Origin of the sequence: Tianxiuia mixotrophica, assembly GCF_050596425.1 — a bacterium.
Taxonomy (GTDB): Bacteria; Bacillota; Clostridia; order Peptostreptococcales; family Acidaminobacteraceae.
Map to the genome: position 1 here is coordinate 2,259,504 of NZ_CP192292.1, position 25,267 is coordinate 2,284,770.

Annotated in this window: 14 protein-coding genes; 10 read left to right on the forward strand and 4 right to left on the reverse strand. The window is 38.1% G+C overall.

The genetic code is table 11. From position 1 onward, the window contains the following. Positions 1 to 11: 11 nt before the first annotated feature. The 3 genes from ACQ4KW_RS09760 (at position 12) to ACQ4KW_RS09770 (ending at position 6,257) form a co-directional block, all read left to right on the forward strand. Positions 12 to 2,504: a hypothetical protein gene (locus ACQ4KW_RS09760; protein WP_430886344.1), complete on the forward strand. Its 2,493-nt coding sequence runs from the start codon at positions 12 to 14 to the stop codon at positions 2,502 to 2,504. 242 nt (positions 2,505 to 2,746) lie between these two features. Beyond that, a complete protein-coding gene (locus ACQ4KW_RS09765; protein ID WP_430886560.1) occupies positions 2,747 to 5,149 on the forward strand; it encodes an HD domain-containing phosphohydrolase in 2,403 nt (800 codons plus the stop codon). A gap of 136 nt (positions 5,150 to 5,285) precedes the next feature. Continuing rightward, entirely contained in the window at positions 5,286 to 6,257 is a 972-nt protein-coding gene (locus ACQ4KW_RS09770; protein ID WP_430886345.1) for a foldase protein PrsA, read from the forward strand. An 88-nt stretch (positions 6,258 to 6,345) separates the two neighbouring features. On the opposite strand, the gene ACQ4KW_RS09775 is transcribed toward ACQ4KW_RS09770, so the two are convergent. After that, positions 6,346 to 7,023: an HAD family hydrolase gene (locus ACQ4KW_RS09775; RefSeq protein ID WP_430886346.1), complete on the reverse strand. Its 678-nt coding sequence runs from the start codon at positions 7,021 to 7,023 to the stop codon at positions 6,346 to 6,348. A gap of 17 nt (positions 7,024 to 7,040) precedes the next feature. Continuing rightward, a complete protein-coding gene (locus ACQ4KW_RS09780; protein ID WP_430886347.1) occupies positions 7,041 to 7,886 on the reverse strand; it encodes a phosphotransferase family protein in 846 nt (281 codons plus the stop codon). A 138-nt stretch (positions 7,887 to 8,024) separates the two neighbouring features. Here ACQ4KW_RS09780 and ACQ4KW_RS09785 point away from each other — a divergent pair, with 138 nt between their 5' ends. From ACQ4KW_RS09785 to ACQ4KW_RS09795, 3 genes are all read left to right on the forward strand, one after another. Then, positions 8,025 to 9,851, forward strand: a complete 1,827-nt coding sequence (locus ACQ4KW_RS09785) for an ATP-binding protein (RefSeq protein WP_430886348.1) — start codon at positions 8,025 to 8,027, stop codon at positions 9,849 to 9,851. 59 nt (positions 9,852 to 9,910) lie between these two features. Continuing rightward, positions 9,911 to 10,582, forward strand: a complete 672-nt coding sequence (locus tag ACQ4KW_RS09790) for a S24 family peptidase (RefSeq protein ID WP_430886349.1) — start codon at positions 9,911 to 9,913, stop codon at positions 10,580 to 10,582. Between the two features lie 129 nt (positions 10,583 to 10,711). Then, positions 10,712 to 11,236 (forward strand): hypothetical protein, encoded by a 525-nt coding sequence (locus ACQ4KW_RS09795; protein ID WP_430886350.1) that lies wholly within the window; start codon positions 10,712 to 10,714, stop codon positions 11,234 to 11,236. Positions 11,237 to 11,345: 109 nt separating this feature from the next. Here ACQ4KW_RS09795 and ACQ4KW_RS09800 read toward each other — a convergent pair whose 3' ends face one another. Next, on the reverse strand, positions 11,346 to 14,279 hold the full coding sequence (locus ACQ4KW_RS09800) for an insulinase family protein (protein WP_430886351.1): 2,934 nt from the start codon (positions 14,277 to 14,279) through the stop codon (positions 11,346 to 11,348). 354 nt (positions 14,280 to 14,633) lie between these two features. Between ACQ4KW_RS09800 and ACQ4KW_RS09805 the strand changes: the two genes are divergently transcribed. The 3 genes from ACQ4KW_RS09805 to ACQ4KW_RS09815 all read left to right on the forward strand — a co-directional run bounded on the left by ACQ4KW_RS09805 (position 14,634) and on the right by ACQ4KW_RS09815 (position 20,638). Next, positions 14,634 to 16,106, forward strand: coding sequence for an alanine/glycine:cation symporter family protein (locus ACQ4KW_RS09805; RefSeq protein WP_430886352.1), 1,473 nt, complete (start codon positions 14,634 to 14,636; stop codon positions 16,104 to 16,106). Between the two features lie 302 nt (positions 16,107 to 16,408). Beyond that, positions 16,409 to 19,738 carry a DEAD/DEAH box helicase gene (locus ACQ4KW_RS09810; protein ID WP_430886353.1) on the forward strand — a complete coding sequence of 1,110 codons (3,330 nt, stop codon included), beginning with the start codon at positions 16,409 to 16,411 and terminating at the stop codon, positions 19,736 to 19,738. Positions 19,739 to 20,080: 342 nt separating this feature from the next. Then, on the forward strand, positions 20,081 to 20,638 hold the full coding sequence (locus ACQ4KW_RS09815; RefSeq protein WP_430886354.1) for a hypothetical protein: 558 nt from the start codon (positions 20,081 to 20,083) through the stop codon (positions 20,636 to 20,638). 105 nt (positions 20,639 to 20,743) lie between these two features. Here the strand turns inward: ACQ4KW_RS09815 and ACQ4KW_RS09820 are convergent, their stop codons facing one another. Then, complete coding sequence (locus ACQ4KW_RS09820; protein ID WP_430886355.1) at positions 20,744 to 22,342, reverse strand: peptide chain release factor 3; 1,599 nt, start codon at positions 22,340 to 22,342, stop codon at positions 20,744 to 20,746. Between the two features lie 409 nt (positions 22,343 to 22,751). Between ACQ4KW_RS09820 and ACQ4KW_RS09825 the strand changes: the two genes are divergently transcribed. Next, complete coding sequence (locus tag ACQ4KW_RS09825) at positions 22,752 to 24,725, forward strand: fructose-1,6-bisphosphatase (RefSeq protein WP_430886356.1); 1,974 nt, start codon at positions 22,752 to 22,754, stop codon at positions 24,723 to 24,725. Positions 24,726 to 25,267: the final 542 nt, after the last annotated feature.

The window sequence follows — 25,267 nt, forward strand, 5'->3', positions numbered from 1 at the left end:
GGAAACCAGTTATGTTAAACAAACGAGGTCTAGCACTGATTTTAATTATTGTACTGACTATAGGTGGCGTCTTTACAGGATGTGGATCGGAAGCTCCAGGGGCTGAGAAACCCAGCGATTCAGAGGGTTCGGTGAAGCCATCATCCGCTGAGAATTCAGAGTCGCCAGTTGTTTCAAAAGGTATTATGGAAGTCCTTGAAGACAGTGGATTAATGACAGAGCCCTTCAGTTCTGAAGAAGCAGCTGCGGAATTTCTATTTGATACAAGTTTAAATGATGCCTTGTCTGAGAGTCTTTTTTACATGTCAGAGAGTGACATAATGGTGTTTTCGGACAATCAGTATCCAGAACAACGTCAGGATCTTGTGCAAAAAATAATCGAAGATGGACAGAATCTTGAAGAACTGACCTATGCATCGATGGAAGTCATTGATTCACTTCAAGCTGACTTAATACAAGGCATTGGGGGGGCTAAACTAGAACTTCCTGAGTATTATCAAGCTGTTCATGGGCTACATAGCGAATATTTAGCATCAATACTGGATCAAACCTTAAAAATTGATATGTATAATGCTTCCTCTGACAATGCGTATTTAGATAGCTGGTATAAGGAAATGACAGTTATGATCCGACTCGCTCGGTCTGTTGAAGTTTCTGATTACTTCCTTCAGCTGAGTCTTGATCTTGTCACTTTGCAAGATTTACTGCAAGCATCAGAGTATGAATCTGATAAAAATATGGCGGCTCAGTTAAAAGAAAATTTAGATGTTCTTAATGAAAAAGTGTATGTTTTAGAGGATATGATTAACACCAGAATAGGATTAATATCAAGGTTGCAAGCGTTAGAAGAAGCGGATGAATATTATGCATTAGCAACAGCTTATGCGGTGATAGAGACTGCAGAGGCTGCGAAAGACCTTCTTGAAAAAGACTTTCCGGATGGTTCAGTTGATGATGATGCAAAGGCTTTATTTTCAGTCGAAATTGATTACTATTTATCTCTGGCAGAGGGTTTTTCAAATGCACTTATAGAACACTCAGAATATGGATTAGAAATACCTGAAACTCAAGAAGACTATAAGGCTGGTACTTTTCCGGTAAAACTCTTTGGGATAGCATATGCTGATGAAACCTCAAAGGCAGTTCAGCTCAAGAACAAGGCGGGTTCAACAACCCAGAAGGTCATCACGGGACTTGTTTCTTTTGGGACCTCCTTTACTGACACGGTTGCAGAAATAGGTACGGGACTTTTCACTGCGACCACGAATATAGTTGGTAAGACAGCTGATGTTGCTTATGGGTCAGTTAAGGGGGCGTTTGCAAGCCTAAAGCTGGCTGTTGGCATAGACGATAAGGCTGCATTTGAAGAGCAAATAAAATCCGTTAAAAGAATAATTAATGGACAACCAGGAGAGGTGGCCCGTATACTATCTTCTGCTGCAAGTAATCTTCAAAAGGGAATCGAGTCAAAACTGGGTACAGTACTTGGGAAGATTCCGCTTGGCAATATTATAAAGAAACCTCTGTCTTTTACAGTGAAAGGGTATACGGGGCTGGTTTCATCTCTTGCCAATGCATTTGATGGGAAAAAACCAACCACAGAAAAAATAATGAATCTTGTGCATGCGTCGACCCTGTATAAAGCTGACATTTTAACAGGGGCTAAGGATATGTTTATGTCTATGGGCAAAGAAGAGATGGATAAAATCATTCCTGAAAAAGCAAAGAATTTTTATGAGGCCCTTCAAACAATCGTGAAAAAAGTTCGCATTGATAAAAATGAGCTTTTGAATGAAGCAAAGAAATCAATAAAGCATGATTTTGACACCTCAGAAACGGGTCAAAAAATCAATGGTGTTGTGGATGACTTTAATGAAAAGGCAAGTCAATTGCATGATAAGTTCGATGAAGCGGGAAGTGAAATTGTTGGAAATATTGTGGATGGACTTGTTAAAACAAAAGAGGCACAAGCGCAGAGTACAGTGAAAGTTATAGATGAAGCTCAAAAGAAATTAAGAGGCAACATCGAACAAGCCAAGAGTGGTGATACAAGCTTTGACTATATGTCAAACGATATGAAAGTTCTTCTAATGGGATTTGAAGAGGAGCTTAAGGCAAAGGCGATTGAAGAGGTCGCAAGAGAAATTGAAGCCATGGAAAGTCAAAAGGCGGTGTATAAGGGGTATTTGATTAAAGTCACAGCTGGACCGTTTGAAGAAGAGATTGGAACGAATGTGAGCTCTGTGATATTTGATTTTGGAGATACGTCCGTTTCAACGCGTTATTCCATTCAAGGATCTCAATCAATGGATAGTTCCAGTGAAATTCTTTTTTCATCATACCAAAAGGAAGGCGACAATATAAGCATGTCTACACAGAATTCAAGCATTGGCCCTGTTACTGTATCTGGAATCGTGCTTGATGGAACTTTTACAGGAACGATTCAATTCACATTGCAGGGGCAAAGTGCAAGAATGACATTTAGAACCTCTTTGCAAAAGTAGGCAGAGGAAGTGGTTCAAATAGACTAGAATATTGAGTCATAATAACTATATGCAATAAAACGCTCAGAATTGAACTGTGCGTTTTATTGCTTTGATGGTATGATGTATTGGGATTATGTAAAAAATGCACCACTTATTTTAGAAATTATTGGCAAAATCAAATTGGGGTGATTTAAATTAAGCGTTTTTTCAATAGAATTTATGGTCTTGCTTTTCTTTTGGTTTTTACCATTGGATTGAGTTTGTACTATCAATATCAGTTTTACGAGACCACAATACATCAAGAGCTAGAAACAAGTATAGGTCTTAAAATGGAATATATGAATAGTCTGATAGAAAAATATTTTGATCAAAGTGTAGAGGCACTAGAATCTATTGAAATTATATTGCAGACGACAGAGGATGAGGATGATATTCTATATTTTCTTGAAAGGAAACTGGAAAAAACGCCGACTTATACATCCCTTTATTTTGGGAACCCAGAAAATCATATGATTAACGGGAGCGGTTGGATTCCACCAGAAAGTTTTGATTTGAGAACAAGGCCTTGGTATATTAAAGCCACAGAAGAGGATAAGCTCATTACAACATCTCTTTACTTGAATGCAACAGAAGACTCTTGGATTGTGACCTTTGCTCAACCAGTCTACAACAAGCAAGGGGACTATCTTGGCGTTATTGGAGGGGATAACTCTCTTGAAAGTATCATTCGTGTCTTAGAAGAACAGACAATTTCTGAAAATGGATTCGCATTCTTTTTGGATTCAAACAACCAGGTGATTATGCACTCGGATTTTGCCGACAATGACACAGACAGAGAAAATGTAGAAATTTTGACAAGACCACTCAAAGAGAAAGTCTCATCAACCAGAGAAGGGGTACACTATGTAAATCTAGACGGTCAGAAGGGGTATCTTGGGTGGAACAAAATTGAAGAGACGGGATGGATTATTGGAAATTTTGTACCGATAAGTGACTATCTTGATGCTGAAAAACAGAAAAGTTTGATTTTGTGGGTCACATTTATAATGGCAGTCTTGTCCGTGCTTGTGCTTTTTGTCATCCAGCGTCGTTTTATCATCAAACCTTTGCTTGGTTTAGATCAAGATATTGAGCGTATTTCACTTGATAGGGATATAAGCTATAGACTCCCCCTAGATAGGGCGGATCCTTTTTCACCAATACGTAATAGAATCAATGAAACCCTTGACCGGACCCAAAATCTTTTTCATGACATGAATGAAAGTAAAAAGGCTCTGGAATTGAGTGAAATGAAAACCAGGGCTATTATTGAGGTCTTGCCTGATTTAATTTTCCTATATAGCGACAAGGGTGTTTTCCTCGACTGCTTGGAAAACAGAAAGGATGATCTTTACATTCACAAAGATGCCTTTATTGGAAAAACACTGCACGATGTCATGCCAAAAGAGGTTGCCGATCAAGGTCTTGTGTCTATACAGCGTACTCTTGAGACAAATGAAATGCAACAATTTGAGTATTCGTTAAAAGTCAACGGCCGTGACCAATATTTCGAAACAAGGTTTATGATGGTTACCTCAGAAGAAGTTCTAGCTATTGTTAGAAATATCACTGAGAACAAGGAGCACTTAGAGCGTATTGAACATTTAAGTTTTCATGACCAGCTTACGGGACTCTATAATCGAAGATTTTATGAAGAGGAACTTAAAAGACTTGATACAGTAAGAAATCTTCCTCTTTCTCTTGTTATGCTCGATGTAAATGGGTTAAAGCTAACCAATGACGCCTTTGGTCATTTGGCTGGTGATGAATTGCTTAAATCAGTATCAAATGTTCTAATGAATCAGTGTCGCACAGATGATATCATTGCGAGGATAGGTGGAGATGAATTTATCGTGCTCTTACCGGCAACCACGCACACTGAAGCCAGTAAAATTGTAGATCGGATTCAAGCTGAAATGAAATATCTGTCTGTTTCAAACGTGCCGGTTTCAGTATCCATCGGTTGTCAAACTAAAAACAATGATTTAGAACCAATCATGGATGTTTTTGTAAAAGCTGAAGATCAGATGTATCGAAATAAATTAACAGAAAGTCAAAGTATGAGAAATAAAACCATACAAGTGATACTTGAAACTCTCAATGCAAAAAATAAAAGGGAAAAAATACATTCTGAAAATGTCAGCATAATAAGCCGTAATATTGGAGAAGAACTTGAACTGGATGATCAATTGATTAAAGAGATCGAAATTGCTGGTCTGATGCATGACATTGGCAAAATTGCCATTAGTGAGTCTGTTCTGAATAAAGAAGGACCGCTCACAGAATCGGAATATGTGGAAGTGAAAAAACACCCTGAAAGCGGCTATCAAATTCTTAAGTCAGTGGATGCATATTCATCCCTTGCTGAATATGCCTTAAGTCATCATGAATGGTACGATGGAACAGGTTATCCAAAAGGTTTGAAAGGGATTGAAATTCCATTGATTTCAAGGATTATAAGCGTAGCAGACGCTTACGAAGCCATGATTTCTGACAGGGCATATAGACGTGCAATGAGTCATGAAGATGCCATTGAGGAATTGAATAGATGTGCTGGAACACAGTTTGATCCAGAAATTGTAGAAGCAATCGTCAGACACTATAAAAACAACGACGGAGAATAAGTCATTAAAACGAGCCAGGTTGATTTCAGTCAACTTGGCTATTTTATTGAAAACATTCATAAAATGTCCATAAAATACTGTTATACTATAATAGTATGTAAATTCATGAAATACTATGAAAAGACGGAGGCAAAATATGCATAAGAAAAAAAGACTAGCGGGTCTGCTGACCGCTCTTTTATTAACAGCAGCCGTAACAGGATGTAGTTCAAGTGCACCTGGTGCGTCAACAGAAGGCTCTGCTGATTCGGTGGTAATCGCTTCATATGAGCAAGGTCAAATTGAAGAAAGTGTTCTATATGACAGACTGCTTTCACAATCTGGTATGGCTATAATGCTAGAAATGGTGGATCAGGGCATTCTTGACACAATTCAACCTGTCACAGATGAAATGAAGGCAACAGTTGATGAAAACCTTGCTGGCATAAAAGAATACTATGGTGAAGAGTTTGAAAGTGCACTAAAACAAAATGGATTTGATGGAGAAGAAGCTTATAAGGGTGCTCTCTACCTAAATCTACAACGAAATGCTTATATTGAAAATTACATAGAAAACGAAGTTTTAACTGATGAAGACATTCAGACATATTATGAGGCTTTTGAACCAGAAGTCGAAGCAAGTCATATTCTCATTAAGCCTACTGGCGAAGAAGAGGGTGACTGGAAAAAGGCAGAAGATATGGCGAAAGAGCTTATAACGCGTATTGAAGCAGGAGAGGATTTTGCTGAATTGGCCAAAGAATATTCTGATGATCCAGGATCCGGCGCAGCGGGTGGTTCACTGGGTTCATTTGGCAAGGGCATGATGGTACCTGCTTTTGAAGAAGCGGCCTATGCCCTTGAGACAGGTGAGTTTACGAAAGCGCCTGTAAAATCTCAATTTGGTTACCATATCATTCTTAAAACTGGCGGTGGTGAAAAGGCTTCTCTGGATGATATGAGAGCTGAAATCGTTAAAACACTAGCTGAAAACAAGCTCAAGGAAGATGATTCCATTGGATTTAAAGCCCTCATTAAAATGCGTGAGGAAAATGGATTTGAAATTAATAGTGATGTCTTAAGCACACAGTACGACGCTATGAAAGACAATGTAAACGCAGAAAAATAATTAAGACAATAATAAAGTCAATAAAAGAAGACGTATGCCTCCTATTGGGGCATACGTCTTTTTTTATATTTGATTTGACCGCGAGGCCTTATCCTAAATATAAATCTAGAATTTTCATTGGATCATGCACAATAAAATGTGCATTGTTCTCTCGAAGCTCCTGTTCACTTCTAAATCCCCAAGTTACGCCAACACTAGCTACGCCAGCATTTGTAGCCGTCTTCATATCCGTGTCGGTATCCCCTACATACAGCAGGCTATCTTTATCAATATTGAGTGTATTGATGGCACTGAATAGAGCGTCAGGTGCAGGTTTAACAGGGACATTGTCCTTGTGACCTAAAATCGTATTAAAAGTTCCACTTTTAAAAAAATGCTCTGTCATAAGAACAGCAAACTTATGTGGTTTGTTGGATACAACGCCAATCTTGGCCCCAGATGCTTTAAGAGCATGAATGAGAGGAATGATGTTTTTATAAGGTTTTGTATGATTTTGCCATAGATCTTTATAATAGAACTTCTGTTTAGAAACGAGCTCAGGAACGAGAGTTTCATACCGATCCTTGCTTGGGCGTAAGTGAGCGGGCTGATCGTTAAGGACACGAATCATGAGGTTATAAACACCGTCGCCTAAATATCTGTTATAGTTTTCTTCATTTCGTGCAAGAAAACCAAGATCTACAAGGGCTTTGTTTGTTGCTTCAGCAAGGTCAGACACCGTGTCAAGAAGTGTGCCATCCAGGTCAAAAATAACGGAAGTGTACATATGCTGGTCTCCTTTATTTAATGATACGACTGTTTATGAAGTTCATCTTTTATGAATGCAATGAGCCATTCGCGTTCATGTGGTCTGTTTTCACTTAACCGTGCCGCCGCCACTGGCAACATCCAAGCGTCGATGTCTCTTTTTTCTATTTCAGTTATGGACGTATACATTTTAATATAGCTGGCGGCGTATGACTGAAGGATCATTGAAAACATGGGTTTTAATAAACCAGGAATATCCTCATGATCGTAAGGAATTTGAAGCATAAGAACAGTTCTGGCCACATCGCTGGCTGGGTGACCGATATAGGCGTTTTCCCAGTTAACGATATAGTGCTTTGACTTTGACACGATAAAATTACTTGTATGTAAATTTCCGTGACAGAGCCTTAGGGCATCAGGAAGGCGGTGCAGATAGTCCAGAATGCTTTTCTTTTCCTCATCAGACAGAACTTCAATTTTTAAAATTTTACTGCGAAAATAATCATATTGGCGTTTAAGAACAATAGAATTTTCATCGAAGGGGTGTCCCGATGAACCAAAAGCCACTTTGTTAATTTGGGCATGGGCAGAAGCTGTGTGCATGGCCATTTGTCTTGCACTTGAGAATGGCTTTTTAAGAAGATAATTTATAGTTTTACCTATAATCCTTTCAAAAACCAGACCATGTCGCCCCTCGACCTCAGTTCTTTCATATATATCAGGACAGGTACAGCCGTATTGCTTTGCTGTTAAAGAAATTTTGTATTCATAGTCTACGATTTCTTCAGAAATCCCCTTGTTAAATAATTTAATAACCTTAGTTTGATCGAAGAGATGAATATCTGCATTTTCAGTGGTTTTAATGCGTTCGCCGAGTTGCATAATATCTCCTCCTTTCGTTAGTATAATAATACCATATATTTTCTTGTATCATTCATAGAGAAAGTATGTAAGACATGTTAGTTTTGGTATAATTTTGGTAAAATATAAGGGTATACAAAAAGTTCTGTGAGGTGTGTTATGAAAAAAAGTCCCTTATTTATATCATTAATGGCACTAATGCTGGTTGTCATCACGACATGTACTGGTACATTTGCAACACCGAAAACCAAGACTGTTGAGGTTGGAATATACCCCAATAAACCCCTGGTCTTTTTTGAAGATGAAGAAGCCAAAGGCTTTCTAGTTGACATTCTTGAAGAAGTGGCCCAAAGAGAAAACTGGATTTTAGTATATAAAAATTATGAGTTTGGCGATGGACTTAAGGCTCTTGAATCAAACGACGTGGATATTATGGTCGGTGTAGCTTATTCAGATACTCGCTCCAAAAAATATACCTTCAATACGGAGTCGGTTTTTGTCAATTGGGGACAAATATATATAAATTCAAACAGTCGAGTAGAATCTTTTCAAGACATGTACAATGCACGGGTCGGTGTGTATAAAAATGATATTCACTATTTAGGTGAAAATGGTTTAAAGAACACACTGAATCAGTTTGCTGTGCCCGTACATTATACTGAGTATGAAGATAAATTGAGTTTGTTTACAGCGCTTGAGTCGGGCGAAGTTGAAGTCGGTATTGTGAACAGAACCTTTGGTATGCAACATGATGCAGATTATAATATTAAAAAAACCCCAATACAATTAAATCCTGTAAATGTTCATTTTGCAACGAAGAAGGGCTTCAATGAGGACTTGCTTGCGGCGCTTGACAGGGCTCTTATCAAGTGGAAAATGGATGATGACAGTTTTTATCATGACCGACTAAATCACTGGTTTGAATCCACTGTTACGGAAATAATGCCAATATGGTCATATTATGTGCTTGCAGCTATATCTGGACTACTCATCGTGAGTGCCGTGGTTATATATATTACACAGAAAATTATACATAAACAAACATACGAACTTAAGGTCCTTAACCAGGGACTTGAAGAAAAAGTACTTGATCGAACAGTGGACTTGAACAATTCCAATGCTAAACTAAAAGACTCCCTAATCAACTTGGAAGAAAAACAGTCAGAACTGGAAGAAATGAATGCTATTTTGGAAGAGCAAGTGGAAATGATTGAGCGAACCCAAGGTAAACTTGTTGAGGCGGAAAAAATGGCATCACTAGGACGGATGGTTTCATCACTTGCCCATGAACTCAACACACCACTTGGCATTTGCGTGACCCTTCACTCCAATATGAAAAGAGACTCAAAACATATAAAGAAGACGCTGGAAAACAAGAGACTGACTAAAAATTGTCTGGTGGAATATTTAGATGATATGATATCTGCAACAGACATGTTTCACAATAATCTGGAAACGGTTGTAGATTTAGTGGAAAGGTTTAAGATGCTTTCGTCTGGCAAGATTCAGATGAATGAACGGGAAATCAATTTATACGAGTATCTTCATGCACAAATGAATGCTCTTAAACCGGAACTAAGAGAATCGTCGCATAAATACTGCATTGAATGCCCTAGGGATATTAATATGGTCATTGATCCATCTGCACTATCCCAAGTTATAAGGAATCTAACCATGAATTCTGTGATTCATGGTTTTGATGACAGACCATCAGGTCAAATCGACATACACGTAAAAAAGAAAAAAGAAAGGGTCCTTATTGAATACGCTGACAATGGGATCGGTTTGTCGGAAGGAGAAAAAGACAAAATTTTCGAGCCTTTTTACACGACTAAAAGAAACCAAGGCGGAACAGGACTTGGTTTGTCTATTGTACATAGTGCAGTAACACAAACCTTAGATGGAGAAATTCGCATTGATGAAAGGGCCAAGAATGGTTTAAAATATGAAATAGAGCTCCCTATGGGGGAAATGTCATTTAAGTAGACAGTGCTGTGGTATTTATTGAAAAATGAAAATGAAATTGGAATAGAACAGGAGAAAGTATGAACAGATTGGCTGAAAAAATAAAAAAAGCAAGATTAAATGCAAAGTTAACAGAAAAAGAACTGGCTAAAAAATGCGGTTTGTCTGTAAACTATATTATTCAAATTGAATCAGGTAAAAAGATAATTAAAGAAGCGTTTGCGGATAAAATTCTCGAATCCCTGGGTGAGAAGTCGGAAAGACTAGAAGATGAACTTCCAAAGCCCAAGCTTGAAACAAAAGCCAAGACGGTTCAGTCTTCGAATGCAAACACACCGAATATAAAACCCAATGCCCAGTGGGCCGACGCCTTAGCGGGGGTTATTAAGAAATATCCAGTAGAAGACTGTTTAACGGGTAAAGTGGTTGATACAAAAGAATTGCCCGTCCTTGGGAAGAAAATTCTAGGTCACCATCCTGATAAAATAATGTTTGTGAGAGTTTCTAATGACCAAATGAAGAAAATGCGTGTTCAAAAAAATGATGTGGTGACACTTGCTAAAACCCACGAAATTCAAAATGGGCAAATCTATCTTCTTGAGATGGACCAAAAGAAAATTATTAGAATGCTTGTAAAAGAAGGTCAAACAGTAAGGCTCATGAAGAGTTTAAATGATGACTCTGCCATAAAAGTAGACATAAATAAAATCAAGGTGATTGGAAAATGTCTAGCAGTGGAGTTTAAAATATAAAGATTTATAATTAATTGCCATATGAAATTATAAATCTGAAATGTAGGGCATATATATTACCAATAGAATGTTTTGAGTGTTTATTTTTCTAACATCCATAAACGACAAAATAATGAAATGGTGATAAATATGCTTAAAGATAAAGGTCGTATTTTTCTATTTGTATGTCTTTGCCTGCTTGTAATCCCTATAATGAGTGGATTTGAAAGTCCAGAACAAAGTGTTCATGCACAATTGGCTGACAAAGCTGGGCAGGACATGTCTATGACAGAAAAAAACGTGACAAGTGGAAGAAGAAACACCTTAGATCAAGGGACCTACTTGGGATATATTGCGAGTCTAAGTGCTGGCGAAAGCTATTTTGATATTGGCAAGTCATTGTCATATTTGGAGTTTCAATTTGACCCAGAGGGTGTATTGATCTTATACGAGATAAAAGATATGGGCAACTTAGACACCTCAGGTACTTTTTACTTCACAAACGTGGATGTTAAGAGTGATATTTTAGAAGCCTCATACATAGACGAGAACTTTGGTCATATGACGATCAAAGGCACACTGAAAAATACAAGCTTTACAGGGAAAATCCATTGTCAGTGGAAGTGTGAAAGAGCCAGTATGAACTTTATTGCTGTAAAAGATGATGAAAGGTAAGAGCCATTTAATTTAATGAATACAAAGGTTGTAAACCAATAAAAAAGGTGCCAAGTAGGCACCTTTTTTATTGGTTTACATTTAAATTGTAGTGTTGCTCAGTTTGAAACTATTTAACACTATTTTTTTTAAGTGGAACAATGTGTTCAAACACATCTTGATGCGCCTTGATTTTTCTGTCGTTGCCAAGGACACATTTAAAGTCATCATTCATAGTTTTTCGTATGAGAGAGGCAAAGGATTTTAGGTCACTTGAAGTCGTGTTTATAATTTCATCACGTTCCTGTTGAAGTTCTTCATAAGACGTGTCACTTATAAAGTTTGCTGTAGCTGTACGACCCTTCATATGAGGTGTTAGGGCGCCATCTTGCTTGCTAATAGCCCCGATAATATACTTAGTCAGTTCATCTTTTGTCAGGTCTATGCTTTCAATATAATCAGCCACTTGGTTGTAAACATCCAGTGTTTCTACGAGATTTGGATCACGGTAAGAAACCATTTGTATATTTCCAGTGTGGCTGGCAGAGATATGGCAACCATAGGCTCCGCCCTTGGCACGAACTCTGTCGTGGAGGAACTCACTATTTAAAAGAACACTTAAAACATTTATACTTCCGTGGTAGTCAAAACCATGTTTTCTGTAATTTGATGCCTTTGCAACGTACTGAACATTCCCAGAGGTTGGTATGCCCTCATTGATTTGATCGTAAGTGAAGTCAAATGTTTGGTAAGGCAGTTCTTCAGAATGTAGTTTTTCCACAAGGCTTTCAATATTGCTTGTGAACTTCGTGTAGTCTTTTTTAGACCCGGTGAAACTCACCACAAGGTTATTGCTATTGAAAATGGTATTGAAGGTCTTTTTCAGATTCTCAACAAGTTTTTGTGACGTTTTATCGAAGTCTTTTAAAAGGTCTTCTAGGAACCAGTAAAAGTCAAGGCCTGTAAGATGTTCTGTATATTTAGCAATCGGTGAAAAGTAGGACATGGCCCGGCGTCCTGCCACAGAATTACCTGACTGAATTATATTCATTTCAATTCTTGATTTAGCCTGCTGTATTAGCTCTTTCATTCTTTTCGTATCTGTAAGCTCAGTTCGGGTTAAAACTTCAATAAGCAGGTCATTAATTTTCTCGATTTGATTGCCAATGGCCTTTGTACGAACAGCTATACGCGGGTAGAAAAACTGGTCAGTGTCCTTTGCAGGATAAATAACGGATTGCAGGGATATACCACCAGTGTGCTTGTAAATTTCTTTGGTTAAGTCAACATAGGACTGGTCCTTGGTGTCCAGTTTTGTAATCAAATACGTGAGTAGGTTGGCATAAGACACAAGTTCAAATGGCAATGTGCTCAAATCAAACAGAAAGTCCGCATACCCGATATCATTTGAAAAAATATCGTGATGGAGCAGGGTATAGTTATGTCTTTGTTCAATATCCTGAGGGATTCTTTCAACATCAGGATTCACATCTGAAACATCAAGCTTTGGTATAGTTGCTAAGTCTTGCGCTGTATCAGGTGAAAGCTGCTTCTTCTGGAGTTTTTTATTCATTTCAATAAGCGTATCCAGCTCTTGTTCAGAAAGACTGTCCTTATAGACCTGAAGTCTTTCAGCCAGTTTATTTGATTTGGCTTCACCAAGTCCTTTTTCTGGCTTTAATACAACAAGAGAAGCATGAGCATTGCCTAATATTCTCTCTTTTACAAAGTTCTCATAGTGGTCTGTTTCAAGGAGGGCATTTAGCTTTTCCAGTATGGGATTGTACTCTAAATATGCAGTGGGATTATCACTATATAGCCAGCTCTGCATAGAATTAATATGATAAATAATGCCCTTTGTAGCAAATCGAGAAGCCTCTCGCATATCATATTCCACGATATTGATAGAAGAACGGATAAGGTCTTTATCAATGCCAGCTTGAACCAGTTGCATCAATGTTGTTGTAACAATGTTTTCGAAGTCTTCTTTTCTGTCTTCTGATGTATTTTTTGCAATGATGGAAAGGCCACAGTGGACACCATCAGTCATCGATGCGGATATATCCTCGCCAATGCCTGCATCGAGGAGGGCTTTTTTCACTGGAGCTGCTGTGGATGAAATCAGAGCGTGTTTTAAAATCTGAGCGGTTAAGTGTTCAACTGGATCTGTGACCAGACCAACGTTGTAACTTAGTGCCAGATAGTCTTTGTTTTCAACAGTCTCATCGTCAGAAACTGGATAGTGTTTAACTGAATGAGAAGGTGTGGACTGGGGAGACTGTACAACAATAGTCGAATCAACGGACATTTTATTAAAATGGGTCAGGTAATCCTCATTAATATGTTCCAAGTATTTATCAATATCTCCATCACCATAAATATAGATATAACTATTTGACGGATGGTAATATTTCTTATGGAAATTTGTAAAGTCATCAAATGTCAATTCTGGGATCACATCAGGGTCACCACCGGAAGAAAAACTGTAGCAAGTGTCTGGGTAGAGGGACGCGCTAATGGCATCATCGAGAACGGCATCCGGTGTGGAATATGCGCCTAGCATTTCGTTGTAAACAACGCCTGTGCATTTTAGAGGATCTTTTCTATCGTGAATATCATAGTGCCAACCTTCCTGCATGAAAATTTCTGGTTCATCATAAATCATAGGAAAGTAAACACTGTCCAGATAGACATCCATCAGGTTGAAAAAGTCTTTGGCGTTGCGGCTGGCAACTGGGTATATGGTTTTGTCACTAAAGGTCATTGCGTTAATAAAAGTTTTAAGTGACCCCTTAACCATGTCCATAAAGGGTTCTTTCGTCTTGTATTTTCTTGAACCGGAAAGAACACAATGTTCCACAATGTGAGGCACACCCGTACTGTCTGAAGGAGGGGTTCTAAATGCAACAGAGAAGACCTTGTTGTCATCATCATTTTTAAGATAGAGTAATTCGGCACCTGATTTTTCATGCTCGAAAAGATGGGCTATTGAGTCAATTTCCTTAATTTCATATTTCTTGGTAAGTTTAAATCCAAAGTAGGTCTTATTTATTTCATAAGTCATAATATCACTCCTAATCATCTAATATAAAGTGTTTGGAAAATTTATAGGTTCATATCACCGCCATACCCCGTATATATAGTTTTAAATAAAAACATTTATATAAGCTAGGTCATAAGGCCAGAGATATTTTAAACCGTTCATATACACTATTATAGTGTATATTTAAAAATAATGTAAGGGTTAAATTGTAAAAATATGTAAAATGTTTTAAAGTATTTGTGAACATTTATAAATTCAGCTCGGTATTTATATATTAAGATTTCTCGATAATGTTACAGGTTTTTCATTTATGGATATAAATGTAATGTGGGATTGTATTTTTACATTGGAACACATTTTTAAGGGAGGTCATTTATGGCTGCAATTGTTAATGGTTTAAACAGTATTATTTGGAGTCCGGTGCTGGTCTACTTGTGTTTGGGTGTGGGCTTGTATTTTTCGATTTCAACGCGGTTTATGCAAGTTAGACATTTTAAGAACATGATTAAGTTGCTTTTTCACGGCCAAGAATCGGAGCAGGGTGTTTCGTCATTCCAAGCATTCGCTATGGCTGTGTCAGGAAGAGTTGGAACAGGTAATATTGCAGGCGTTGCGACAGCCATTGCCTTAGGGGGACCAGGGGCCTTATTCTGGATGTGGGTCATTGCATTTCTTGGCTCGGGTTCAGCTTTTGTCGAAGCGGCTCTTGCGCAAATCTATAAAGAAGAAATTGATGGCTTATACCGCGGGGGACCATCATATTATATTGAAAAGGGTCTTGGAATGAAATGGTATGCGGTTCTTTTTGCTATATCATCGGTTATTGCAATGGGACTCTTTTTACCTGGGGTACAGGCAAACAGCATTTCAGCAGCAGTGAACACTGCATTTGGTTTGAGTCCTTATATCACAGGGGCTATTATTGTGGCCTGTCTATCTGTGATTATATTCGGTGGTGTTCATAGAATTGGTAAGGCTGCGGAAATTCTAGTGCCTTTCATGGCAGGTGCTTATATTCTTATAGCTATTATCATTATTGTTATTAATATTTCAAAACTACCTGCAGTATTGGCTCTTATATTCAGCAGTGCATTTGGTCTAAACTCAGCTTTTGGCGGAATTATAGGAATGGCAATCTCCTGGGGGGTTAAAAGAGGGATATATTCAAATGAAGCCGGTCAGGGTACTGGGCCTATGGCAGCTGGTGCCGCTGAGGTTTCGCATCCTGCAAAACAAGGACTTGTACAGGCATTTTCTGTATATGTGGACACACTCTTTGTCTGCTCAGCCACAGGTTTTATGATTCTACTCACAGGTACATACAATGTGAGTCAACCATCGGGAGGCTATATTGTTGAAAACATACCTGGTGTTGAAATAGGACCGGCCTACACACAAATGGCTGTGGATTCATTTATTCCGGGTTTTGGAAGTCAGTTTGTTGCAATTGCACTCTTCTTATTTGCTTTTACAACTCTCATGGCTTACTACTACTATGCTGAGACATGTATACTCTATCTATTTAAAGAGGGCAAGAACCATAAAATTGTAGTGAACATTACTCGAGTATTGCTTCTAGGTGCTATATATTATGGCGCTGTACGTACTGCTTCCTTGGCATGGGGTCTTGGAGACATTGGTGTAGGGCTTATGGCGTGGCTCAATATTATTGCCATTATTCTACTGAGAAAGCCAGCCATTCAATCACTAAAAGATTATGAAGAACAACTTGCTACGGGTGAAGACCCACATTACAATTCCACTAAGCTTGGCGTAGAAGGTGCGACATTCTGGAAAGATGGATACAAGCACCATCCTGACTATAAAAACCATAAGCACAACTTATAAAATAGTTTCATAAGCATGAGGTCTCCGCCATCAGATGACAATTTGATCAATCGTCTGATGGCGGTTTTTTTACTTAAAGGACATGCAAAATGTCACTCAAGACCCCTCGCCATACCCTATATGGAATTTTTGTTTCTTAAATATCTATAAGACGTGGTGGGGGCTCTTAGAAGATGTTTTTCAAGTCGTTCATATGAAGAAAAGGGTGTGAATCCAGATGATTGAAATGACAGAATCGTTCAAATATAGTATGATTAAAGGATGGAATGTTCTTTCAAAGGTGCAAAACACCGGAGGCTAATATGCATTATCAAATTTCGAAAGTAGAATTAAAACAGCAAGCTGCTCGTCCAGACACGTGGACGGATGCTTACAGCTTATATTTAAAAAAGAGTGTTGGGATACTAACCGGTTGGGGAACCCAGCATATACATACTACAGTTTTGGGGAAGAAAACCAATGAGGTTAGACTCTCTTTTAATATTGATGGTGATTTAGAAGTGTGGACTTGTACGTGTGATGAATCAGATCCTGATGAAGGTCTGTGCGAACACACCATAGCTACATTTTTAAAGATGTATGACAGGCAATTAAAAGAGCTGCAGTCAAGTCAAGAAAGTGAACTGGGCTGGCCTTTCAATGATCCAACTGTTTATAGTGGGAAAAAACCTACTAGGGTGGATGTAAATCACTCTGGAACAAGAGAAGATGACTCTCAACTCAATCGTTTGCTCCATCAATTTGAAAAGGCACTCGATGTTCATGAAAAAGAGCCCTTGCGAGTGGAATTTCAATTGGAATTCCATGATCAGGTGTATTTATATGGTTACGCTGCGGCCTTGTCTCTCCGTATCGGCACATCTCGACTTTATATTGTAAAAGATATAAAGAACTTTTTGAGATGTATTATTGAAGAGGACAAGGAACATTATACAAAAAACTTTGAATTCGATGGAAAGCGACATACCTTTGACCCGCAAAGTATGGATATTATCAATATGCTCATTAACATATATGAAGATGAAATCATACGGGAAAACAGTCGTTATATAAGTGAAAAAACGTCTCATCTTTTTGATAGAAAATACGTTCTCTTGTCATCTCATAATTTTGAAAAACTTATAAGAAACGTAAATATCGATCAACTCTATGTTACAGACGGTTCTGAATTATTTGGTGCGAGAATAGCTGAAAAGTCTCCAGAGTTCGATTTTTACATTGAGGATTTTGAAGAACAGCTTTGTATCAGAATGAATGAGGATTACAGGTTTCAAGTTATTGATAAGGACTGCAAAATCATTTTTGATGGACAAGACACCTTTTATTTGACTGAGAAACGGGACCGGGGAGCGCTTGTAAAAATTGATGAACTCTTTCAAGTCAGTTCTGAAGTTTTAATGCCAATGTCACGTATAGAGGACATTGCAAATTCGATTTTCCCAGTGTTAAAGAAGGTTGGCACCCTTCATATTTCCAAGGATTTGTCTGAACGCATGATTGAAAGACATTTGGAAAAGAGACTTTATATGGACTATAGCTCAGAGGGCATTAGTATACGTATAAATTTTGTTTATGGTGACATGGTCTTTGACCCATCAAAAGAGAAAACTGGACGTGTGTCAAAGTCAGAAAATCAGGATATTATACTTAGAGACATTGGTGCAGAGCGACAATTCTTATCAGAGTTTGACAATAAGATTTATAAAGAGACTGAAACGGGCTATATGGTTTCAGGAGAACACTTTGAATACTTGTTTTTAAGCGATCGCGCACCAAAACTTATGGCGGATTGTGTTATATATGCCACGGAAGCTTATAGGAATAAGAGGGTTATCAGTGAAGCTAAAATCCACCAGAGCGTACGACTAAGTGGTGGTGAAGATTATTTAGAATATAATTTTTCCATAGACGGCTTAAGTGACGCAGAATTGAAGAGTGTTTTGAAGGCTTATAGGCAAAAGAAAAGCTATTATAAGCTCAAACAAGGTGGCTTTTTAGAACTGAAAAACGATAGTTTTGAAATGCTCTCACAACTAGCTAATACCTTTGACATTAAATCAAAAAACTTAGGCAGCACTATGAAGTTGCCTTCAAGTGCGGCTTTCTATGTCGATTATCATCTTGAAAAAGCAGGTGAGGCTCACGTATCAAGAAATGAAACATTTAAGGCCTTAATTGGTAAACTTAAATCGCCCGACAATCTTGACATAGAAGTGCCCTCAAGTCTAGAAAATGTGCTTAGAGAGTATCAAGTTATTGGATACCAGTGGTTGCAAACCCTGGCAACATGCAAAATGGGGGGAATACTAGCAGATGACATGGGTCTGGGTAAAACCCTTCAACTGCTGACTTTCCTGCTAAGTCAAAAGCAAGCAGGGGAAAAGCATCCATCGCTCATTATTGCCCCAACTTCACTTGTTTACAATTGGGCTGCTGAAATTGAAAAGTTCACTCCTGAACTAAAATATAAGATTGTTCACGGAACAAAAAAAGAACGTGAAGACAACTTAAAGGACCATGAAGTGGGAGATGTTTATATCACTTCCTATGCGACTTTGCGCAGGGATATTGATCTCTACGAGGAAATGAATTTTAGCACAGTGATTCTCGATGAAGCCCAGCATATAAAAAATGAATCATCTAAGGCGGCTCAAAGTGTCAAGCAACTTATGGCAAAACATAGGTTTGCCCTTACAGGGACTCCAATGGAAAATCATTTAGGAGAGTTCTGGTCAATATTTGATTTTGTTCTTCCTGGACATTTGGGGTCTAAGTACAGTTTTACCAATACTTTTGAAAAACCCATTGTCAAAGAGGGCAACGAAGGAAAAAGTGAAGCCCTTCGAGCCATGATAAAGCCTTTTTTATTAAGGCGCTTAAAGGTTGACGTTTTACCAGAATTGCCAGACAAGCTTGAAAGTCAGATATCTATAGAAATGACTGAGGAGCAGAAAAAGGTTTATGCTGCTACGGTCTCAAGAATACGTTCAGAAATCAACACTCAGATTAAGGACAAGGGCTTTGCTAAATCGCAGCTTCAGATTTTAGCAGCTCTCACAAGACTGCGTCAAATTTGTTCTCATCCTTCAGTGTTTATTGAAAATTATGAAGGTTCGAGCGGTAAGTTTGAAGCCCTCAGAGAACTTTTAGAGGAACTTAAGGATAGTGGACATAGACCACTCATATTTTCCCAGTTCACAAGTGTTTTGACACTCATCCGCGATATGGTAGAAGACATGGGCTTAGAGTACCACTATCTGGATGGTGGTACAAAGGCAAAAGATCGTGGCAAAATGGTTGATGACTTTAATGCTGGTCAAGGAGACTTGTTCTTGATTTCCCTAAAGGCCGGTGGATCTGGTCTTAATCTGACAGGGGCCGACACGGTCATTCATTTTGATCCATGGTGGAACCCGGCTGTGGAAGACCAGGCAAGCGATAGAGCCTACCGAATTGGTCAGACTAAAAATGTTCACGTCATGAAACTGGTGACCCGGGGATCCATTGAAGAGAAAATCATTAAGTTGCAGGATAAAAAGCGTGAACTTATAGACAAAATTATTAAACCAGGTGAAACCCTCATTACAGCCTTGAGTGAGGATGAGATTAAAGGTCTTTTTGATATTGTCTAGGATGACTTAGGTCAAAACCAAATAAGAAAAAATAAAAGAAGAACAAACAAAAAAATCCCAACAGATTCACATCAAGAATCTGTTGGGATTTTATAATGAAATACCATATTGTATAAAGGGCAAGCTACATATAAAATGTTCCGCTATCGCCTAACTAAAGTAAATAAATAGGTGAATGGTAATTAGCAATTAAATATCATGTGATCTTTCAATGTCTATATGGTGAATAAATAATGACAAACACAAAGAATATATTAGATTATATAGAAAAATATGTATAATACTTATGTTGTTACAACTCAAAGGATGTTTACATGTAGACATAAACTTCAGGAGGTTAATATGAAAAATTCAAAGAAAATAATTGCGCTAATGCTACTCCTTGTTATGGTAGTTAGTTCAGGAACAATGGCTTTTGCAAGTAATCGTAAAAAAATCTCATCTAATTTCATGTATAATTATTCTTACCGTCAATATCGAGTGGATGGTGAATATGAATGGTCGTTAAAGATTCCAAATCATCCCACAGTTGATGTTCAAGGCAATAACAAAAATGCTATACATTTTAAAGATGAGTTGAATGATTTTGAAGACAATTATGATGCATTCAAACGACTGGCTAAACCATCTAAAAAACTTAAAGAAAGTGATCCAAAAGAATATGAGGACCGCTATGTCAGATATAAGGTCATGCGTGCGGTTCTACTGGATTACATGGATAAAACAGATGCGAATGTATTAGGTGATGAAGAAGAACTTAGATACCAGTTTTATAAATACTGGGAAAAACATTATTCTCATGGGCGAGTAGTGAATTTCTATGGAGATGATGTAGATTACGCTTTAACAGCTGGTCGATGCATTTCTTGTTGTATAGATTACTATAGCTACTTAGATTAAGTATTATAAAATTTGAATCCCATAAAAAAACAGTGGATTGATATTACTCATCAATCCACTGTTTTTATTTATAGCTTTAAGTTTGTAATTTAATGAATTGAGTTTTTATAAAGATACTTCACTAAGCACAATACCTTCATTTCGATCTTCAATATGCTTTAATGACCATTCGCGTTGGTATAGAATAACAGGTTTTTCCTTGTTAGATTCAACAAGCATGGCATCAGAAGAGAGTGAAAGCTTGTCAACATCACACGATGACTCGTCAACCCACCTGATATAGCGGAATGGCATTTGCTCACGAATGACATCAACACCGTATTCATTCTTTAGTCTGTATTCTAGGACTTCAAACTGAAGAACACCAACCACACCAATAATAAGTTCTTCTACACCAATGTTTGGACGTCTAAAGACTTGGATGGCTCCTTCTTCGGCAAGTTGAGTAATGCCCTTTACAAACTGTTTACGCTTCATGGCATTCTTTGTATAAACCTTGGCAAAATGTTCAGGGGCAAACTGTGGAATGCCCTTGTATTCTAGCTCCGACTTGTCAGCACAAAGGGTATCACCAATATTGAATATGCCTGGATCGTGAATACCAATTATATCTCCAGGATAGGCGTCTTCTACGATAACACGGTCTTGAGCCATAAATTGTTGTGGCTGAGCCAATCGCACTTTTTTACCACGCTGGACATGGTTGACCTGCATGCCTTTTTCAAATTTACCAGAGCAAATTCTTAAAAAGGCAATTCTATCTCGGTGTGACTTGTCCATATTGGCTTGGATTTTAAATACAAATCCAGTGAAGTTATCGGATTCTGGATCAACTTGGCCCAGGTTGGATTCACGTGGAGATGGTGGTGGTGTAAATTCGAGGAAGGCCTTTAAGAATGGCTCCACACCGAAGTTTGTAAGGGCTGATCCGAAAAATACTGGTGTCAGATTTCCACTTAAAACTTCCTTGATGTCAAATTCATCACCTGCGCCATCAAGCAGTTCAATATCTTCAATAATTTTTTCATGAATATCATAGCCCAGTAAGTCTGCAAATTTTTCATCAGTCACATCGCCAGTTGTTGACTTTGCAATGGCAGAACCGTGTTGTCCATCAGAGAAGAGTTCAATCTGATTATTCATTCTATTAAATACACCCTTGAAATTGCCGTCTGTACCAACAGGCCAATTGATTGGGTAGGAGTTAATGCCCAGTACAGTTTCTATATCTTCCATAAGTTCAAAAGGATCTTTACCTGTGCGGTCCATCTTGTTAATGAAAGTGAAAATCGGAATGCCTCTCATCTTACAGACTTGGAATAGCTTTTTCGTCTGAGGTTCCACACCTTTTGCACAGTCAATAACCATTACGGCACTATCAGCTGCCATAAGTGTTCTGTATGTGTCTTCAGAGAAATCCTGGTGACCAGGTGTGTCTAGAATGTTTATGCAAAAATCGTCGTATTCAAATTGAAGCACAGACGAAGTAACGGAAATACCTCTTTGCTTTTCAATTTCCATCCAGTCAGAAACTGCGTGTTTCGATGAACGGCGTGATTTAACTGAACCGGCTTCTCGTATTGCACCTCCGTAGAGTAGAAATTTCTCTGTTAGTGTTGTTTTACCCGCATCGGGGTGGGAAATAATAGCGAAGGTTCTACGTCGACGGACTTCATCGCTAAAAGTATAATTCTTCTTAGACATTTGTATCATCCTTTATCAAAATGGTTTTAGTGGCTTCTATAGTAAACAATTAAATTGTGTTATTTAAGCGTTTTTATCAGGTCAGTCTCGTATTTTCAGAAAAAAGATCAACCTTTACGATATTATTCTTTTTTGAGTAAAATGTCAATGCCTGACCCCCTGAAGCTAAAATTGTGTGAATGAACAAAAAAATAATATTTTTTTATATGATTCGTACTGAAATTTCCACTTAGATTTGTTAATCTATACATGGAGTATATCTCAAAACACTGTAATTAACTTGTGTTTAGTAAATCCTACTCGATGGTATTAACTTTTGACATTTGAGATCAATTATACGTATAAACCTTCGGATGATCATATTATTAGTTCGTTTTGAAATCATCCAGCGGGGAAAAGGGAGATTTATATGCATCAGGGTTATGATTTGAAGTATCTTCAGTTGTTGAGCAAACAGTATCCCACTATTGATGAAGTGACCACAGAGGTTATTAATCTCAGTGCCATAATCAACTTACCAAAAGGAACGGAGCATTTTCTCACGGACATTCATGGGGAACATGAAGCCTTTGACCGCGTCATGCGAAATGCATCAGGTGTTGTTAAAAGAAAGATCGGTGACACTTTTGGAGACTTGTTGACTGCTGAAGAAAAAAAGAGTCTTGCAACGCTTGTCTATTATCCAAAAGAAAAGTTAGACATGATCAAAAGCTCAGACATTGAAATGAAGGAGTGGTATAGAACGACCATTTATCGTTTGGTACTCCTTAGTCGTGCGGCAGGGTATAAATACACTCGATCAAAGGTGAGAAAAGCATTGCCTCAAAGCTTTGCATACATAATCGAAGAGCTTCTTAATGAAAAAGAAAACAGTGAAATGAAACAAACCTATTATCAATCCATCATAAACAGCATTATTGATATTGACTGTGCTGATGACTTTATCATAGCTATGTGTCAAGTTATTCGGAAACTGGTTGTGGACAGACTTCATATTATTGGAGATATTTACGATAGAGGCCCTGGAGCACATATCATTATGGATCTACTCATAGGTCACCATTCTGTTGATGTTCAGTGGGGCAACCACGACATTTTATGGATGGGGGCTGCGGCAGGATCGGAATCGTGTATTGCCAATACCATTCGTATTGCCCTTCGGTATGGGAACTTAGAAACCCTTGAGGAAGGATATGGCATTAACCTATCAGCCTTGATTCGTTTCACTCTAGAAACATACAAAGGAGCGTATTCAAGCAAGGTAAGGGCAAAAGTTAAGCCAACGGAGTTTAAAGAAAAAGATATTGATTTGCTTTCAAGAATGCAAAAGGCCATTGCAGTGATCCAGTTCAAGGTGGAAGGACAACTTATTGAGCGCAGACCAGAGTTCCATATGGCTGATAGAAATATTATGGAAACCATGAATCTTGAAAAAGGAACAGTTCTTGTTGACGGTCTTGAGTACAAACTCAACGATACAGACTTCCCAACATTCGATCCCCAAAATCCATATAAGTTAACGGATGAGGAAAGAGAAGTCCTTGATAAACTCAAACAGTCTTTCATGCGTTCTGAAAAACTAAAAGAACACATTGAGTTCTTATACAACAAGGGGTCTATGTATTTGGTTCACAATCAAAACCTCATGTATCATGGGTGCATTCCTATTGATGACAAGGGAGAGTTCTTAGCGTTTAACGCCCATGGCTACAAGTATAGTGGAAAGGCTTTACTCGACTATTTTGACCATATGGCACGTAAGGCCTATTTCTCCCATAAGGCAGAGGAAAAGGCTGAGGCGCTGGATACCATGTGGTATATGTGGTGCGGGGAGTTGTCTCCACTGTTTGGGAAAAAGAAAATGGCGACATTTGAGCGCTACTTTATTGATGACAAAAAAACCCATAAAGAAATTAAAAACCCTTATTATGAACTAAGAAGCGATGAAGGCGTTTGTACGAATGTCCTCAAAGAGTTCGGTTTAGAAAAATCCTTCTCCCATATTATTAGTGGACATGTTCCTGTCAAGGCAGCGGATGGCGAGGTGCCTATTAAGGCCGGTGGAAAACTCATCGCCATTGATGGCGGCTTCTCAAAAGCCTACCAAAAAGAGACGGGCATTGCGGGTTACACCCTCATATTCAATTCCCAGGGCATGGTTCTTGTTTCCCATGAAAGATTTGAATCCAAAGCCAGGTCAATTGAAGAAGACTTGGATGTTCTGCCGACCACTGTCTTTATCGAAAAAGATCAGCCAAGAATGTATGTTGGTGATACAGATGTGGGTCGGGAAATGAAGGAGAATATTCGTGCTCTCAAAGCCCTATTAAGTGCATATAGAGAAGGGGAAATTTGTCAAAAGGGACATACAATTCAGTTTTGATGAAATGTTGAAAAGTATTTTGTCATAAGAAGATGTTTTTTTAATATAATTTAAGAAAAACTGATTGAAGAACACAATCGCGGGTATCTTATTAGCAGGGATGATACTTCCCGCGATAGAAAAGGTAGCTTCGGAAGAATGTAATGCGGTTGAATGTTAGGTCTTGGAGTTTAAGTATTAATGTTTAACAATGCAGTACGCTTTAGAAGTACCAAGTAATGTGTTTTTGTATCAAGCACCAAGTTTTATGCAATATGCACTAAGCAATATGCACTAAGCAACACAATTGAATAAATGTTTGGTAGTTAATTTGAAAAGTAACAAAGTAAGGCAAAGTGTTTTAAGTTTAAAATTGTATCTTTAAAGAAGAAGTGTTAAAGTCGTACCATTTTAGTTTGAAGTGTTTTGGTTTACAAGTTACCATTTCTATCGAATTTGAAACAAGAGCGGATCATGCATTACGATCCGCTCGTTTTTATTTTAAACACCATAAAAGTCGTTTATGGCTGACCAGCAAGTATACCTTTATTGCGAACAAGGGG